This is a genomic window from Shinella sp. (assembly GCF_049651085.1).
In the GTDB taxonomy this organism is placed as follows: Bacteria; Pseudomonadota; Alphaproteobacteria; order Rhizobiales; family Rhizobiaceae; genus Shinella.
In genome coordinates this window covers 139,875-156,468 of sequence record NZ_JBASBL010000018.1, presented here as the reverse complement: position 1 = coordinate 156,468, position 16,594 = coordinate 139,875, and the positions used below count along the sequence as shown (strand labels likewise).

Below are 16,594 nucleotides of genomic sequence, written 5' to 3'. Positions count from 1 at the left end.
CAAGACAAGAAAGGCGGGAGCCGATGCTGTTCACCAAGACCGATCTCGACGGCGTATGGCTGATCGAAGCCCGCCCCGCCGCCGACGAGCGGGGCTCCTTTGCCCGAACCTTCTGCACCGACGAGATGGAGCGCCACGCGCTCCAAACCCGCTTCGTCCAGCACAGCCTTTCCCGCTCCACCCGCAAGCACACGCTTCGCGGCCTGCATTTCCAGCACGCGCCGCACCGGGAGGTGAAACTGGTCTCCTGCCTGAAGGGAGCGATCTGGGATGTTGCCGTCGACATCAGGCCGCAATCGCCAGCTTTTGGTCGCTGGACGGCGGCGGAACTCACCGCCGAGAATATGCGCCAGCTCTATATTCCCGAAGGTTTCGCGCACGGTTTCCTGTCACTGACAGACGATGTCGCGGTAGGCTATCTCATATCGGCGCGCTATGATCCGGCAACGGCTGCCGGCATACGCTATGACGATCCCGCGATCGCGATCGAATGGCCGGCAACACCGGCCGTGATGTCGGAAAAGGACAGGAACTGGCCGTTGCTTTCGCAAGCACAACATCAAATCTGAGCTTCGCCGAGCAACCCGCATTCCCTGAGCCGCATGGCGGCATGCGCGATATCCGAGAATGGCAATCCGGAACGGCGCGCCATATCGAGCAGGCTATTGCCGCCGTCGGCAAGGTTCAGCACCCAGAGATAGGCCATCGTGATGTCGGAGGTCGTCTTGTGGCCGCCTGTCGCGGAATAGAGCCCGCGCCGACCAAGCTGCGGCTCGCCTTTCGGTGAAAGGTTGAGGGGCCGCCAGTCAGTCTCTAGGACATCGACGACATCCATGATCATGCGAAAGGATGAGGCAAGATGTTCCGGCCGGACGAAAGCGAGATCGTCCGCGGAGGTGTGGTATTCCGGAAAGGTCCCGAAGGCGCTACGCTGGAGAAGGCCGACAGGAAGATCGAAGCCCGGCGAACAGAACTGCCGCTCGTCATATCCGTAAGGACTGAAATCGAGCATCGTCGCCTTTCGCCCGGCACATCGCACGGCTTCCATCACCCGGTCGATCGTCGCATCGCCCCGACGGCTGCGCTTGTAGACAGGCCCACCGCCGTCGCCGACACAGGAAACGACAAGACCGTGGTCGATACGGTCAAGCCTGCCCTCGTTTCCAGAAAGCCAGCAAAGCGCCCCGATCGTGCCGGGAGCGAAGAGGAACCGATATCCGAACCGGTTGCGCCGCCCCGCAAGCACCCTGGCAAGGAGTGTGAGAACGGCAAGGCCCGAGCAATTGTCGTTGGCAAGCGACGGGTGGCAGATATGGGCGGTGAGCAGCACCTCGCGCTCCGTCGCGCCGGGCAGGAAGACCTCGCCATAGGTGAGCGTCCCGTCGGCAAGGGTGGAATCGATGAGAACGTCGTATTCCCCCTCCTCCAACGCGAGATAATCGCGATGCGCCATGCAGAACCCCCAGTCCCGGCTGTAATAGCTCGTCCGGTAAGGGATCAGGTCGGGCTGGTCCGGCAGCGTATGGATATGGGGTCTCAGCTCGGAAAGCGGCATGCGGCGCGCGACCGGCGCGCTGTAGCTTACGAGATGCAGGTTGGACCTGGCGAAATCGACCACTCGCTTGCCGCTTGCCGAGCAGATGTATGCGTCGCGGACGGTCCACTCCTGCGGCACCGTCCAGTCGAAGACCTGAGTCCCCGACGGCACCTCCCTCACCGCGATGTCGACATGCTCCGACAGGATGGCGAGCGTATCACGCACGCCCGCGCCGGTGATGCTGCGGCAGATCGGATAGAGCCGGGAGACCAGCGCATGAAGTTCACCGCCGATATCGGCCGCCGCTTCCGTCAACCGCGCCTCATCGAACCAGGCAGCCTCGTTCATCGCAGCCCCTCAGGCGTGTGCCGCCAGCATGTCCGCGGGAACCTCCGCCGGCAGGGACCATCGGAGGTCCCGATCGATCGTGTTGCTGGCGAGAAGCTCCCGGATATGGCTGATGCGCTGGTAGCGCGGTCCCTCGAACTCCTGAAGCGTCAGGCCCGCGCCGCGATAGGCGTCATAGAGCTGCTGCGCACCGGCGACGACGTCCCATTTCGGCCGGAAGGCCGGAAGGACGCGCGCGATCTTGCCGAAATCGACGCGGTACGACCGTGCGTCCGGCCCGGCTTCGCTGGCATACTCGAGCCGGCAACCCGGCACGGTCCGCGCCACCACATCGGCAATGTCGCGAACCTGGTAATTGTGCTCGGTCCGGCCGACATTGAACGCTTCGTTGAAGACCGCTTTCCTCGGCGCTTCGAGCGCCGCAAGGAAAGCGCCGGATATGTCCTCCACATGCACGATCGGCCGCCATGGCGTCCCATCCGACTTCAGCAGGATGAGCTGCTGGGTGACGGCCCAGGCGACGAGGTTGTTCAGAACGATATCGAAGCGCAGCATGGGCGACAGACCGTAGGCCGTCGCCGGCCGAAGGAAGACCGGGCAAAAGGTGGCATCCGCAAGTCCGGCGATGTCCGCCTCAGCCATCACCTTGGACCGGCCATAGGCCGAAACCGGATTGAGCGGTGCGTTCTCGTCAACGAGATCCTCACCGGCAAGACCGTAATTGCTGCAGGAGGACGCAAGCAGAAAACGGCCAACGCCTGCCTCCCTGGCCGCACGCGCCATGCGAACGCTGCCCTTGTGGTTGATATCGTAGGTCACATCCGGATCGAGATTGCTCAGCGGATCGTTCGACAGCGCTGCCAGATGGATGACGGCGTCGAAGCCTTCGAGGTCCCGGGGCGTCACGTCCCGGACATCCTTCAGCGTGGAGGCAACCTCGGCCATAGCACCGCCGGGCGCATAGGTGCAGCGCCGGTAGAGCCGGCTGTCATAACCGTGCACGTCGTGCCCGGCGCGCTGGAGAATGGGCACCATCACCGCGCCGATATAGCCCCGGTGTCCGGTTACAAGCACCTTCATGTCGGTATCTCCCCGTTTCTTGGTAGAGGGATGCTATGATGGCGAAGGGCGGATCACGATTGACAACAAAGACCGTGACGCACACCCGAACGACTTAGCGGACGGAAGATCCTACCGCTTCCGGGCACGTTCAGGCGATCTGCGTCTTCGCCTCCCAGGCGTCCGGCGCGGTGTTGTAGCGCCGGAAGACGACGTTGGACGGGCGTCCGACCAGATAGTTTTCGACGCCGTGCTCGAGGGCGAGACGATAGACGGCAAGCGCACCGTCGAAGGCCTCGATCGTCTGGTCGATCTCGTCATTGCCGTGCGTGTAGCTCACCACCAGGGACGGCGCGAGCACGCCGCGGCGAATGGTTTCCTGCAATAGGAGCGTGCGGAAGGCCTGTGAAGGTGCGCCCGCCCTGTCTTTCGTGAAGTAGGAGAGGCAGGCGAGATGGCCGGTTATCCCGACGAAGCGCTGGAGGCCGTGATGGGCAATCACCTCCTCGATACCGGCTTTGAGCCGCAATCCCTGGGCGCACAGGTGCTGGATGACCGGCTCCTGCGCATAGACGTGCATCGTCGCAATCGCCGCCGCCATGGCGTGGGTTTCGGCGCCGTGGGTCGTGGAAAGCAGAAAGACGCGGGGGCTGTCCACCTGCTCGATGCCGCCGAGCGCCATGAATTCGCGTTTGCCGGCGAGCGCCGAAATGGCGAAGCCGTTGCCCAGCGCCTTGCCGAAACAGGAAAGGTCCGGACGCAATCCGTAATAATCCTGCGCACCGCCGCGCGCCCAGCGGAACCCGGTGATCATCTCGTCGAGAATGAACAGGGCGCCGTTCTGATGGCACAGCGCCTGAAGCTCGCCAAGATAGCCCTCCGCCGGCTCGTCGCCGCGCGAGGCCTCGAGAATGAGGGCGGCAATCTTTCCGGGATGACGGGCGAACAGATCACGCGCGTCGTTGAGGTCGTTGTAACGGAAACCTAGCGTCAGATCGCGAACGGCCTGCGGAATGCCTGCATTCATCTCGGTCGTGCCGATGAACCAGTCATCGGTCGAGAAGAACGGATGGTCACGGCAACGCGCGATAAGATCCCGGCCCGTCGCCGCCCGCGCCAGGCGGACCGCCGCCGAAGTTGCATCCGACCCGTCCTTGCAGAACTTGACCATGTCCGCGCCGGGAACCATCTCGAGAAAAGTCGAGGCGCATTCGACCTCGATGCGCGCGGGCCGCGTGAAATTGCAGCCGAATTCCAGCTGGCGCGCGACGGCTTCCACCACATGGCGATAGGCGTGCCCGAGACCGACAGCCCGGTTGCCCATGCCGTATTCGATATAGGCATTTCCGTCGACGTCCCAGACATGGCAGCCGTAGCCGTTCACGATGAAGCCGGGAGAAAGGAGCGGATACTGGTCGTCGCCCTTGGCGTAAGTGTGCGCCCCGCCGGGGATGATCCAGTGCGCGCGCTGGCGAAGCTTGTCCGAGTTTTCGAAGTTCTGAATGAGGCCGTCCATCGCCGTCTCCTCTCCCATCCCGCCTGTCCGGCCACTATCACCGCATCCGCGACAGGCGCATCCGCACTATTGGTGGATGGAGAGATGACCGATAGGCGTAGGGTTCAGTCGAACAACTCGTTGAGCTTGAAGATCACTTCCGTGCGGTTGCGGACCTTGAGCTTCTTCATGATGTTGCGGATGTGAACCTTGACGGTGCTTTCGCGCAGATCGAGTTCGTATGCGATGATCTTGTTGGCCTTGCCCAGCTTGAGCATCGCGATGACGTCCTCTTCCCGGCAGGTGAATATTTCCGCGCGCTTGCGCTCCTGCTGATCGGCGACAGACATCAACTGGCGCAGTTCGGGCAGGCTCTCCGTCGAGATGAAGATACCACCGGATAGCGCCAGCGAGATCGCCTTCACGCAGACGGAAATGCCAACCGCCGAGGGTATGAACCCCCTCACGCCGAATTCCAGCGCCGTCAGGACCTGCCGCAGGTCATGGTTGTCGGAAAGAATGATCACCGGAAGGTTGGGAAACCGCGTGACGAGCGCGCGAATGTCCTTTTCGATGCGGGGTTCGGTACAATCTCGGCTACCTACATTGATCAGAACGCCGCTTGATGCTTCGGCATATTTCGCAAGCCAGGTCTCGATGGAATTGAAAAGCACGATCGTCATGTCGAGACCGTGCGACACCAGGCTTTGGGAAAGGCACTCGCGATCAAGTGCGCGTTCATCGATGATATCGAGAACCCGTATACTACCGAGTCCATTCCTCATCGGATTGATCGATCTGAAAGCCGCCGGTCGCGAAGCGACGTTGGGCGCCCTCCGGTAGTTCAAGCCGTTTATTCCTCCAACCTCTACCATAGCAGCCCCCTCGGAATTGACTATTCATCTCCAGTTCAATTGCGACGACCCAGATAGACCTCAACCAGCGGGAAATATTCCATAAAAAATTGCAACCACCAGACACAATTCTAAACAATAATACTCTGGATTACCGCCAATTTTTGCAATCTTAAATCTATAACAAAAAAAACACCTGAGAACAGATTCGGAAAATACGTACAGCCGAGGGTATGAAATCAGGGTGATGCGATCTATATTGCACCATAACTCCATATTCGCGGGTTGATCGCTCAAAATGTGTGCAGAATCCTTGAGATTGCATCCATGAGTTCAGGCCACCCTTCCTCAAGCCCTCCAGCCGGGCTCGACGGGATTTCTGGCGGCCCTGTCACGGGCACTATCGCAATAGGAGCATCGGCCGGCGGGCTCGATGCTTGTCGCGCCCTTCTCGACGCCATGCCATCGGGCAGGGGCAAAGCCTTCATCCTCGTCCAGGATTTCGATACCGCTCACGGAAGGATGCTGGCCGAGCTTCTATCCAGCCACACCGGAATGACGGTAATCTGGGCCGAGGACGGCCACAGGCTGAAGCCAGACCACTTCTACATCATTCCGTCCGGCCGCTCCGTCTCGGTGTATGCCGATACGATACGGCTCACCACGCCGCCCATGCTCCACGGCGCGCACATGCCATTCGACGTCCTGCTGCATTCGCTGGCCACCGAATACGGCGCGCGCGCGACGGCGGTGGTCCTGTCCGGCACCGGCACGGATGGCAGCATCGGCATCCGGTTCATTCGCGAAGTGGGTGGCAGGGTCTATGTCCAGGATCCGGACGAAGCGGACTTCAACGGCATGCCGAACAGCGCGATCGACTCGGGAATGGCCGAGCACGTCATGTCCCTGGCAGCCATTGCGCAGGCGCTGTACGGACCACGCTCACCGCCGGGCCGAAACAACGACGCCACATCCTCGAAACAGGCGATCCTTGACCGGATCCTTGCCATGCTGCGCACGTCGACAGGCAAGGATTTCACCCTCTACAAGCAGGGAACGCTGCACCGGCGGCTGGAACGGCGCATGACCATGGCAGGGCTCCCCTCCTCGGATACGGCGCGCTATCTCAGTGTTCTCGAGGAAAACGAGCTGGAGCTTTCCCAACTCGCAACCGACATATTGATCAACGTTACGAGCTTTTTCCGCGACCCCGAGATTTTCGAGCGGCTGCGCTCGAGCATCGTGCCGGAACTCGTCAAGTCCCATCCGTCCGGACGAACCCTGCGCCTGTGGGTGGTGGGATGCAGCACCGGCGAGGAAGCCTATTCGCTGGCCATGATCGTGCAGGAATGCATCTCGGAGGCCAAGCGCGGCATCCGTATGCAGATCTTCGCCTCCGATGCAGACGAAGAGGCGATCGCCTTTGCGCGCACCGGCCTCTATCCGAAGACGATCGAGTCAGAGATATGCTCGGGGCGGCTGCAGCGTTTCTTCACGCTGGAGGAACATGGCTACCGGGTCGCGCCGGAGCTGCGGTCGACCATCATCTTCACGGTCCAGAACGTCCTCAGCGATCCGCCATTTTCCAACATCGACTTCATCTCCTGTCGCAATCTGCTGATCTACTTCGAGCAGGAAGCACAGGCGAAGGTCATAGGTCTTTGCCATTTTGCCTTGAATGAAGCCGGCATCCTCCTGCTTGGCAATACGGAAACGGTTGGAACGGGCAACGACCGTTTCGAGGTACTCGATAAGTCCGCAAGGATCTTCCGCCGCAGGGGCCGCCGCGGCGGCTATGGCTTCGCCGCCGATGCGCCCGATAAGGGCGCAGTGCAGCCCCGGGCATCCGGCGGACAGGCTGGGCTGGCCAATCTCTGCCGCCGCATCATCCTCGACCACTATGCCCCGGCCACAGTGCTGATCAACCGGAAGTTCGAATGCCTCTATTCGCTCGGTCCCGTGCAGCGCTACTTGCGCATCGCACCCGGCTATCCGACCCATGATCTTTTCACGGTCACTCCGCGTAGCGTTCACACGAAGCTCCGCGCCGCTCTCAATCACGCGCTGCAGGAGAAAGTACGCACGGTCGCGACCGGTCTGTACCACAACACGGACGACGCCCTGTCACCCTACGAAATCGTAGTCCAGCCGATCACCAGCGATGGCGAGGACTTGCTCCTCGTCAGCTTCCTCGACATTGCCAAGCCATCCGGTGCCGATGACGGCCCGGCGCTTGCCCAAGACGGCCGATCCGGCATCCTGGAGCGGGAGCTTGCCGCCACGCGAACCGAACTTCACGCTGCAATCCGCGACCTGGAAATTGCCGCAGAAGAGCAGAGGGCGATCAATGCGGAAGCCCTCTCGCTCAATGAGGAATATCAATCGGCCAATGAGGAACTCCTCACTTCGAAGGAGGAACTCCAGTCTCTGAACGAGGAACTCACAACCCTCAATGTCCAGCTCCAGGAGGCGCTGGAGCGCCAGCGCGCAACGGCAAACGACCTCGAAAATGTGCTCTACAGCACGGATGTCGCCACAATCTTCCTCGACCCCGGGTTGAACATCCGCTACTTCACGCCGGCAACGCGCTCGGTCTTCAACATCATCATGAGTGATATCGGCCGGCCGCTGGCGGATCTCAACTCGCGTGTTCCCGATCCCACCCTGCTCGGCGATGCCGCTGCCATATTGAAGGGCAGCGCCACCAAGGAACGCGAGGTCAGAACCGCAGGCGGCCTCTGGTACCTGCGCCGCGTCATGCCCTACAGCAACCAGGACGGGGGTACGGAAGGCGTGGTCATCACCTTCGCGGATGTAACCACACAGCACCGCGCTCACGACGCACTGGACCGGGCAAAACGAGCGGCCGAGCGCGCCAATGCCGCAAAGTCCCGCTTCCTTGCCACAGCAAGCCACGACCTTCGCCAGCCCCTGCAATCGCTGGTTCTGCTCCAGGGACTGCTGGAGAAATCGATGCTGGACGAGCAGCAGCGGAAGCTGATCAAGAGCCTTCGTGACACGCTGGATTCGATGGCGGGCATGCTCAACGCCCTTCTCGACATCAATCAGATAGAGGCAGGGACCGTCTATCCGCACATCGTGACGTGCAAGGTCAATGACGTCCTGCTCCGGCTGAGCGACGAGTTCAGCTACAGCGCAATGGAGAAAGGGCTTTCCCTTCGTTTCGTGCCGTCAAGCCTGCTCGTGCGCACCGACCCGCGCCTTCTGGAGCAGATGATCCGCAACCTGCTGGCGAATGCACTCAAATACACCAAACAGGGAAAGATCCTGCTTGGGTGTCGGCGGCACGGAAACGCGCTCACCATCGAGGTCTGGGATAGTGGTGTGGGCATCGCGTCCCACGAGCTCAACGTCATATTCGACGAATACCATCAGGTCGCCACCGAAGAAGCAGAGACAGAACTTGGCCTGGGCCTGGGCCTGTCCATCGTCAAGCGCCTCAGCCTGCTGCTCGGCCACAGGATTCAGGTGCGCTCGATTCCCGGCAAGGGCTCGACCTTCTCGATCCATGTAGCGCTCGGGCTGGAAGACCCGCACCAGAACCAGCCGGCAATCGACAAGAATACGGACGCAGAACGGGAATCGCCAGTGCATGGCACCGTGCTCATCGTGGAAGACGACCAGAAGATTCGCGACCTGATCAAGATCGCGCTGCGTGACGAACGCCATATGGTCTATTCCGCAGACGACGGTGCGGCCGCAATCGAACTCGTCACCAGCGGCACGGTCGTTCCCTCGCTTATCCTCGCCGACTACAACCTCCCGCACGAGGTGAACGGCATCGATGTCACCAGGCAGCTTCGCTCGGTCCTCGGCCGCAGCATTCCTGCGATCATCCTGACAGGAGACATCACCGCAGAGACATTGCGCAACCTCTCGGCGGAGGATTGTCTGCATATACCGAAGCCGGTCAGCCTGAGCGATCTCCTGAAGTCGATCCGGCTCCTGCTGCGCCCAGGCACGGTCGAACCAGAAGACAAGCAACGGGACGAGGCGCAACCACCCTCGCCCGACACGCCGGCGATCTTCGTCATTGACGACGACCGCACGACGCGCGAGGCGCTGCGGGCGACCTTCGAAGCCGACGGGCGCTGGGTGCAGGCATTTTCCGATGGTGAGGCCTTTCTCGCCGCTTTCCGCGAGGTATCGGCCGGATGTCTCGTCATGGATGTCAAACTACCCGGCTTGAGCGGCCTTGAGGTGCTGCGAACGTTGCGCGGCCGCGGGGTCAGGCTGCCCATCATCATGATCACAGGCGCCGGCGATGTCGGAACCGCCGTACTGGCGATGAAAGCAGGCGCCTCCGATTTCATCGAGAAGCCGATCGGGCCGTCCGAATTGCTGGCCAGCGTTTCCCGGGCGATCGAAAACAGCCGCGACGCGGGCAAACAGGACAGTCGGCAGCAGGAGGCAAAAGTCCGGCTGACGCGCTTGACGGAACGCCAGCGGGAAATTCTAGACCGGGTGCTTGCCGGTCAGCCCAACAAGGTGATCGCGCTGGATCTTGACCTCAGCCAACGCACCGTCGAAGCGCATAGGGCAGCGATCATGAGGCGGATGCAGGTTGGATCCCTTCCCGCACTGGCGCGCCTGGTGATGCTTGCGCAAAGCGGGGCAACCGAAGATCAGGAATAGCCCTGCTGCATCTGGGCCTTGCGGTCGCCGCTTTTCCAGCGATCGTACAATTCCTGGATACCCGCATGCAACGCGATCTTGTTCGACCATCCGAGAGCGCGGAGACGGGAACTGTCGAGAAATTTTCGCGGCGCGCCATCCGGCTTGAAGGCGTCGAAAACGATATGGCCGCGAAAATCGACGATGTCGGCGATCAGGAACGCAAGTTCACCTATCGAAATCTCCTCTCCCGATCCGACATTGATCGGTTTCGGGCTCTCATAGTCCTTCATCAGAAAAACGCACGCATCGGCCAGGTCATCGACATGCAGGAATTCCCGTTTGGGCGTGCCCGTTCCCCAGACGACGACACTGTCACGGTGGCTGACCTTGGCATCATGCATCTTGCGGATCAGCGCCGGAATGACATGCGAATGGTCGAGGTCGAAATTGTCGTTCTGCCCGTAGAGGTTCGTCGGCATCACGGAAATGAAGCGGCGCCCATATTGCTCCGCATAGGCGGCGGCAAGCTTTATCCCGGCGATCTTGGCAAGCGCATAGGCTTCATTGGTCGGCTCCAGACTACCCGTCAGCAACGCCTCTTCGACGATGGGCTGATCGGCGTATTTGGGGTAGATGCAGCTGGACCCCATGCAAAGCAGCTTCTCGACGCCCAGTTCCGAAGCGGTCCTGATGACATTGACCATTATCAGCGCGTTTTCGGCAAGAAATTCCGCCGGATAGCGGGCATTCGCCCCGATGCCGCCGACGCGCGCGGCGGCCAGAAAGATCGCCTCCGGCCGCGCCTTCTTCATCCAGTTTTCGGTATCCGCCTGCCGCGTCAGGTCGACATCCGCGTGCGAGACCGTCTGTATGTCGCAACGCTCGCGTTTCAGCCGGCGTAGCAGGGCCGAGCCCACCATGCCGGAATGTCCGGCAATCCAGACACGCTTCCCGCGCAGGTCATACGGCACCGTGGCCTTGTCACCCGTGGAGATCATTGCGGCCTTCCTCCTTGGTGACAACGCGCAGGTCCGATTCCACCATTTCCGAGACCAGATCCTCGAAGGAGGTGGTGTGGCGCCAACCGAGCCGGTCCCGCGCCTTGCTCGCGTCACCGAGCAGAATGTCCACCTCCGCCGGGCGGAAGTAGCGCGGATCGATCGCGATGAGCGGCTTGCCGCTCTTGCGTTCGTAGCCGACCTCATCGACGCCGCTTCCGTCCCAATCGATGCCCTTGCCGACAACCGCAAAAGCACGCTCGACGAATTCCCGCACGGTATGGGTTTCGCCCGTGGCCAGCACATAGTCGTCCGACACGTCCTGCTGGACGATCCGCCACATGCCCTCGACATAGTCGCGCGCATGTCCCCAGTCACGCTTCGCATCGAGGTTGCCGAGGTAGAGCTTGTCCTGCAGTCCCCACTCGATCGCCGCGACCGCGCGCGTGATCTTCCGCGTGACGAAGGTTTCCCCCCGCCGCGGGCTTTCGTGGTTGAAGAGGATGCCGTTCGAGGCGTGGAAACCGTAGGCTTCGCGATAGTTGACCGTCATCCAGTAGGCATAGAGCTTGGCGGCGGCGTAGGGGCTGCGCGGATGGAACGGCGTTCCTTCCCACTGCGGCTTGTCGCCGATGCCGCCGAACAGTTCCGAGGTCGATGCCTGGTAGAAGCGGCAATGCTCGCCGAGCTTGAGCAGACGCATGGCCTCCAGCAGCCGCAGCGTCCCCAGCGCGTCGGTATTGGCGGTGTATTCCGGCGCCTCGAAACTCACCTGCACATGGCTCTGGGCACCGAGATTGTAGATCTCGTCCGGACGCACCTCCTGGATCACCCGGACGAGGTTCGTCGCATCCGTCAAATCGCCGAAATGCATCTGGAACCGCACGCCTGGCGTTCGCGGATCGACATAGAGGTGATCGACGCGGGCGGTGTTGAAGGACGACGAGCGTCGCTTGAGACCGTGCACCCGGTATCCCTTGGAGAGCAGCAGCTCCGTCAGATAGGAGCCGTCCTGGCCGGTGACACCGATGATCAGGGCTGTTTTTTCAGACATGGGCGCGCCTTCGTACCTGGAATATCGGGCACGACCGATCGTGGCCCCGTGATATCGAGAGGTAGCGGCGGGACGGGGTAGTCCACAAGGTAACCGTTCGGTGAACGAGAACGCCCGGCTTCCTCCCGCGTCAGGCAAGGCCATGCACACCCGCAACGAATGTCTATGTCCTTCGTGCGGAAGGCGTAGGCCGGGTGGGGGTTGCGGGATGCCCCCTAGCGCCTTTGGAGAGCTTGTCGCCCGCCCGCGTACTGGCAGGATCGCCCCACAGGATTTGCGATGCGGGGCCGCTCATGAGGACGATCTTCATCAACCGGTATTTCCATCCCGACCAGTCGGCAACGAGCCGCATGGTGTCCGCGCTGGCCTTCGGACTAGCCCGACAGGGCGGCGCGGTCACGGTCGTCGCCAGCCGCACTCGCCATGACCGCGCCGACACCACGCTTTCCGGTCGGCAAACCTGTTCCGGTGTGGATGTCGTCCGCCTTTCCACTTCGCGTTTCGGACGCCGCACCCTGCCCGGGCGAACGGCCGACTACCTGTCCTTCCATCTTGCAGCCTTTGCCTGGCTCGCTCGCAATGTCCGGCGTGACGACGTGGTCGTCGTATGCACCGATCCGCCGCTGATCTCGCTCGCCTGCGCGCTGCCGATCCGGCTGCGCGGTGCGCAGATGGTCAACTGGGTCATGGACCTCTTTCCCGAGACCGCAGTCGAGCTTGGCCTCTTCTCTTCCGCACCGTACCTCGGGCGGCTTGCCGCCGCATTGCGTGACCGGTCCATCGCACGTTCACGGCTCACCATCTGTCCGACCGAGCGGATGGCGGACTACCTGCTGGCGCGCGGCTTGCCGGCCGATCGTATCCGCGTGCTGCATCACTGGTCCGACGCCAGCGAGATCACGCCCGTGCCCAGGGACCGGAACGATCTGCGGGCTGCATGGGGCTACCAGGGCAAATTCGTTGTCGGCTATTCTGGCAATTTCGGCCGCGCCCATGAATTCTCGACCCTCATCGAGGCGGCAACCCTTCTGAAGAATCACCCGCATATCCGCTTCCTCATGGTCGGGGGCGGGCACAAGCTGGACGCTGTCAAGGACGCCGTGCGGGAACGGGGCCTTGCCAATGTCGCCTTCAAGCCCTTGCAGCCGGCAGAGCAGCTTGCCGAAAGCCTCGGCGTACCGGACCTGCACGTCGTCTCGCTGCTGCCCCGTCTTGAACATTGCATCATCCCCAGCAAGTTCTACGGCATCCTTGCGGCCGGCAGGCCGACGCTCTTCATCGGCGACCCCAAGGGCAGCGTCGCGGCGGTCATCGCCGTCGAGCGTTGCGGCGTGAGCATCGGGATCGGCGAGGTCGAGAAACTCACCCGGACGATCGCCCATCTCGCCGCCTCTCCTGATGAGGTCGCCGCGATGGGGGCGACGGCGCGGGCCGTACTCGAAGCCGACTATGCGTATGACCGTGCCCTTGTCACCTGGAACGCCCTTTTGCGCGACCTTGCCGAAGTGGAGCGCGTTCCCGCCGGCGCCGTCGTGCTGGAGCAGGAACCGTCATGAACGAGACCGTCGTCGTCAGCCAGCTCGGCGCCCGCATGCACTACGCCGTCGCCCGCATCCTGGCGCAGGAAGGCCGGCTCGGACATTTCTTTACCGACATCTGCGGCACGAAGAGCTGGCCAGCTCTTCTCCGTACGCTGCCACCGGCCCTTCTGCCCCCGCCGGTGCAGCGGCTGGTCGGGCGGGTTCCCAACGGGATCCCGCCCGACCTGATCACCGACTTTCCGCTTTTCGGCGTTCGCTCCGCCATCAGGCGCCTGCGCATCGCGGACGCTACGGAAGAGACCTCGCATGCCGTCTGGGCCGGCAGCCGCTTCTCGACGCTTGTCGCAGCCAACGGCTTTCACAATGCCGCCGGCCTCTACGCCTATAGCGGCGACGCATTGGAACAGATGCGCGCGGCCAGGCAGCAGGGCATGTGGATTGCCGTCGAGCAGATGATCGCCCCGCGCACCGTGGTGGAGGCCGTCCTGGCCGAGGAGATGCGGCGCTTTCCCGAATGGACGGGCCCGCCGCAGCCAAATCCCTACGCCGAGACATTCGCGGCCCGCGAGCGTGCCGAATGGGCGCTCGCGGACTGTATCATCTGCCCGTCCGATTTCGTTCGCGACCATGTGGTTGCGGAAGGCGGGCCGGCGGAGCGATGTGTCGTCGTCCCCTACGGTGTCGATGCCAAGGACCGCTCGGACGCCGCTTTCCGCGCACCGGGCCCGCTGCACGTATTGACGATCGGCGAAGTGGGCCTTCGGAAGGGATCGCCCTATGTGCTTCAGGCCGCCGAGCGCCTCGGCACCGCCGTCAGGATGCGAATGGCCGGGCCCGACCGTCTTCCCCCGCAGGTCCGCCGACGGATGGAGCGCTCGATAGAACTGAGGGGCATCGTGCCCCGCGCCGACATTGCGGAGGAGTACCGCTGGGCGGACGTCTTCCTGCTACCCTCGCTCTGCGAGGGATCGGCAACCGTCGTCTATGAGGCGCTGGCATCGGGCCTTCCGGTCATCACCACCTACAGCACGGGAAGTGTCGTGCGGGACGGCATCGAAGGCCTGATCGTGCCGGAACGCGACCCGCAGGCCATCGTCGATGCGGTGCGCTACCTTGCGGACAACCCGCAGGTGCGTGCGAGCATGGCGGCAAACGCCCGGCTCCGGGCCAGCGAATACACGGTGGACAGATACGGCGCCCGCCTTCTCGACGTTCTCTCGCAGCTACACGCACGGCATGGGGGTACCCAATGAAGATTGTCCATGTCATCACCTCGATCGATCCGGACAAGGGCGGGCCGCAGGCGGTCGTGATGCGGCTCGCCGCGGCACAGGCCAATCTCGGTCATTCGGTGCATGTGGTAAGCCAGGCGGATGACCAGACGCTCGCCCATGTCGCAAGGCTCGGCGCGGCGATCCCCGGCTTCGCGCAGGTCGTCTGGCACATCCTGCCACCTCCCGGCTTGATGGAGGCCATGCTGTGCATCCGGGCCCGCCCCTTTCTGGCGCGGGTCCTCGCAGACGCCCGGCATGTGCACCTGCATGGGGTCTGGGAGCCGATCCTTGCCTGTGCCGCAGCCATCGCGGCGAGCAACGGTGTGCCCTACTGCATTTGCCCGGCCGGCATGCTCGACACCTGGAGCCTCGCGCAGAAACCATGGAAAAAGCGCCTGGCGCTGGCGCTCGGCTGCCGCCGGATGCTTGAAGGCGCGGCCTTCATACACGCGCTCAACCGCGACGAGGTGAAGCTGATGCGGCCGCTCCACCTGAAGACGCCGGCCGAAATCATTCCCAACGGTGTCTTCGTCGAAGAGTTTGAAAGTCTTCCCTCGCCGGAGGACTTTTCCGAACTGATCGGCCTGCCGGCCGAACGGCGCTTCGTCCTTTTCCTTTCGCGGCTGCACTACAAGAAGGGCCTGGACCTGCTGGCGAACGCCTTCCAGCTGGTGGCGCGGCAATGCCCGGACGTCGATCTCGTCGTCGCGGGGCCGGATGGGGGAGCGGAAGACGATTTCCGCGATCTCGTGCGCCGTTTCGGGCTTGAAAGGCGGGTCTTCATGGTCGGTCCGCTCTATGGCGAAACCAAGCTGCAGGCCTTCGTGGCGGCTGCCTGTTTCTGCCTGCCCAGCCGGCAGGAAGGTTTCAGCATCGCGATCACCGAAGCGCTCGCCTGCGGCACGCCGGTCGTCATCACCGACGGCTGCCATTTTCCCGAAGTCGCCGATGCCGGCGCGGGCGCGGTCGTCAGCCTCGACCCGATGGACATAGCGACGGCGATGACCGGCATCCTGTCTCATCCACTCGCGGCCACGGCCATGGGACGGAACGGCCGGCGGCTGGTGTTCGATAACTACACCTGGCCGCGCATCGCCCAGCTGACGATCGGCCTCTACGAGGCCTACACGCCGGCAAGAGCGCCCGTCAGCCTCTCCGCCGCCGCCGTCAACGGATATTCCTGACCGGCTCAGGCGTTGCCGGCACCGTGCCGGCGGCTGGCGACGGCGCGCGCCGGATTGCCAACATAGACCATCCAGGGATCCAGCGCCTTTACCGCGACGCCGCGCGCACCAAGCACCGCACCCTCCCCCACTTCGGTTCCGGGGCCGACAAAGGCTTCCGCGGCGACCCACGAATTGCGGCGCAACACGATGGGCCGCGCCACGAGCGGGAAGGACGGCTGCTGGATATCGTGCGTGCCGGTGCAAAGATGGGCACGCTGCGACACGATGGCCATCGCCTCGAGTGTCACCGGCGCGACATTGTAGCAGATCACGCCCGGCCCCATCGAGGCGTTCGCCCCCATGACGAGATTGCCCGGCCACCAGATGACCGTGCTGCCATGCACGATCGCGGTCGGATCGAGCCGTGCACCGAACAGGCGCAGCAACCGGTTGCGCCAGGGATGGAAGGGCGACGGCGTCCAGGCGGCAAGACACCGCCAGGCGACAAGCCAAGCAAGGCGCATAAGACGAAACCGCAGGGCGAATGTCGGCCCGCCCAGCAGCGGCGACGCGAGGCTCAGATCGTCGAAACGCGGATCGTCATAACGGGATTTCATGTATGGACAGGCC

12 protein-coding genes are annotated in these 16,594 nt (G+C 62.9%); 5 read left to right on the top strand and 7 right to left on the bottom strand.

From position 1 onward, the window contains the following. Nucleotides 1-23: 23 nt before the first annotated feature. Nucleotides 24-569, top strand: coding sequence for a dTDP-4-dehydrorhamnose 3,5-epimerase (rfbC, locus tag WA950_RS10725; protein WP_424551695.1), 546 nt, complete (start codon nucleotides 24-26; stop codon nucleotides 567-569). Here rfbC and WA950_RS10720 read toward each other — a convergent pair. The 4 genes from WA950_RS10720 to WA950_RS10705 all read right to left on the bottom strand — a co-directional run bounded on the left by WA950_RS10720 (nucleotide 560) and on the right by WA950_RS10705 (nucleotide 5,224). Then, nucleotides 560-1,885, bottom strand: coding sequence for a DUF4910 domain-containing protein (locus WA950_RS10720; protein ID WP_424551694.1), 1,326 nt, complete (start codon nucleotides 1,883-1,885; stop codon nucleotides 560-562). The genes rfbC and WA950_RS10720 overlap by 10 nt on opposite strands. A gap of 9 nt (nucleotides 1,886-1,894) precedes the next feature. Further along, nucleotides 1,895-2,965: an NAD-dependent epimerase/dehydratase family protein gene (locus tag WA950_RS10715; RefSeq protein WP_424551693.1), complete on the bottom strand. Its 1,071-nt coding sequence runs from the start codon at nucleotides 2,963-2,965 to the stop codon at nucleotides 1,895-1,897. 130 nt (nucleotides 2,966-3,095) lie between these two features. Further along, on the bottom strand, nucleotides 3,096-4,460 hold the full coding sequence (locus WA950_RS10710) for a glutamate-1-semialdehyde 2,1-aminomutase (RefSeq protein ID WP_424551692.1): 1,365 nt from the start codon (nucleotides 4,458-4,460) through the stop codon (nucleotides 3,096-3,098). Between the two features lie 104 nt (nucleotides 4,461-4,564). Then, complete coding sequence (locus tag WA950_RS10705; protein WP_424551691.1) at nucleotides 4,565-5,224, bottom strand: LuxR C-terminal-related transcriptional regulator; 660 nt, start codon at nucleotides 5,222-5,224, stop codon at nucleotides 4,565-4,567. 396 nt (nucleotides 5,225-5,620) lie between these two features. On the opposite strand from WA950_RS10705, the gene WA950_RS10700 reads away from it, so the two are divergent. Next, a complete protein-coding gene (locus tag WA950_RS10700) occupies nucleotides 5,621-9,949 on the top strand; it encodes a CheR family methyltransferase (protein WP_424551690.1) in 4,329 nt (1,442 codons plus the stop codon). On the opposite strand, the gene WA950_RS10695 is transcribed toward WA950_RS10700, so the two are convergent. Continuing rightward, a complete protein-coding gene (locus WA950_RS10695; RefSeq protein ID WP_424551689.1) occupies nucleotides 9,940-10,929 on the bottom strand; it encodes a GDP-L-fucose synthase family protein in 990 nt (329 codons plus the stop codon). The two genes, WA950_RS10700 and WA950_RS10695, sit on opposite strands and share 10 nt — an antisense overlap. Then, nucleotides 10,913-11,983 carry a GDP-mannose 4,6-dehydratase gene (gene gmd / locus WA950_RS10690; RefSeq protein ID WP_424551688.1) on the bottom strand — a complete coding sequence of 357 codons (1,071 nt, stop codon included), beginning with the start codon at nucleotides 11,981-11,983 and terminating at the stop codon, nucleotides 10,913-10,915. The genes WA950_RS10695 and gmd overlap by 17 nt, the downstream gene beginning before the upstream one ends. 293 nt (nucleotides 11,984-12,276) lie before the next feature. Here gmd and WA950_RS10685 point away from each other — a divergent pair, with 293 nt between their 5' ends. Genes WA950_RS10685 through WA950_RS10675 form a run of 3 tightly spaced genes read left to right on the top strand, consistent with a single transcriptional unit; the run spans nucleotide 12,277 to nucleotide 15,982 of the window. Then, nucleotides 12,277-13,539 (top strand): glycosyltransferase family 4 protein, encoded by a 1,263-nt coding sequence (locus WA950_RS10685; protein WP_424551687.1) that lies wholly within the window; start codon nucleotides 12,277-12,279, stop codon nucleotides 13,537-13,539. Beyond that, on the top strand, nucleotides 13,536-14,777 hold the full coding sequence (locus tag WA950_RS10680) for a glycosyltransferase family 4 protein (RefSeq protein WP_424551686.1): 1,242 nt from the start codon (nucleotides 13,536-13,538) through the stop codon (nucleotides 14,775-14,777). The genes WA950_RS10685 and WA950_RS10680 overlap by 4 nt, the downstream gene beginning before the upstream one ends. Beyond that, entirely contained in the window at nucleotides 14,774-15,982 is a 1,209-nt protein-coding gene (locus WA950_RS10675; RefSeq protein WP_424551685.1) for a glycosyltransferase, read from the top strand. Before WA950_RS10680 ends, WA950_RS10675 begins: the two co-directional genes overlap by 4 nt. A gap of 5 nt (nucleotides 15,983-15,987) precedes the next feature. Here the strand turns inward: WA950_RS10675 and WA950_RS10670 are convergent, their stop codons facing one another. Then, the gene (locus WA950_RS10670) at nucleotides 15,988-16,581 is read right to left on the bottom strand and encodes a putative colanic acid biosynthesis acetyltransferase (RefSeq protein ID WP_424551684.1); all 594 of its coding nucleotides are present in this window, start codon (nucleotides 16,579-16,581) and stop codon (nucleotides 15,988-15,990) included. Nucleotides 16,582-16,594: the final 13 nt, after the last annotated feature.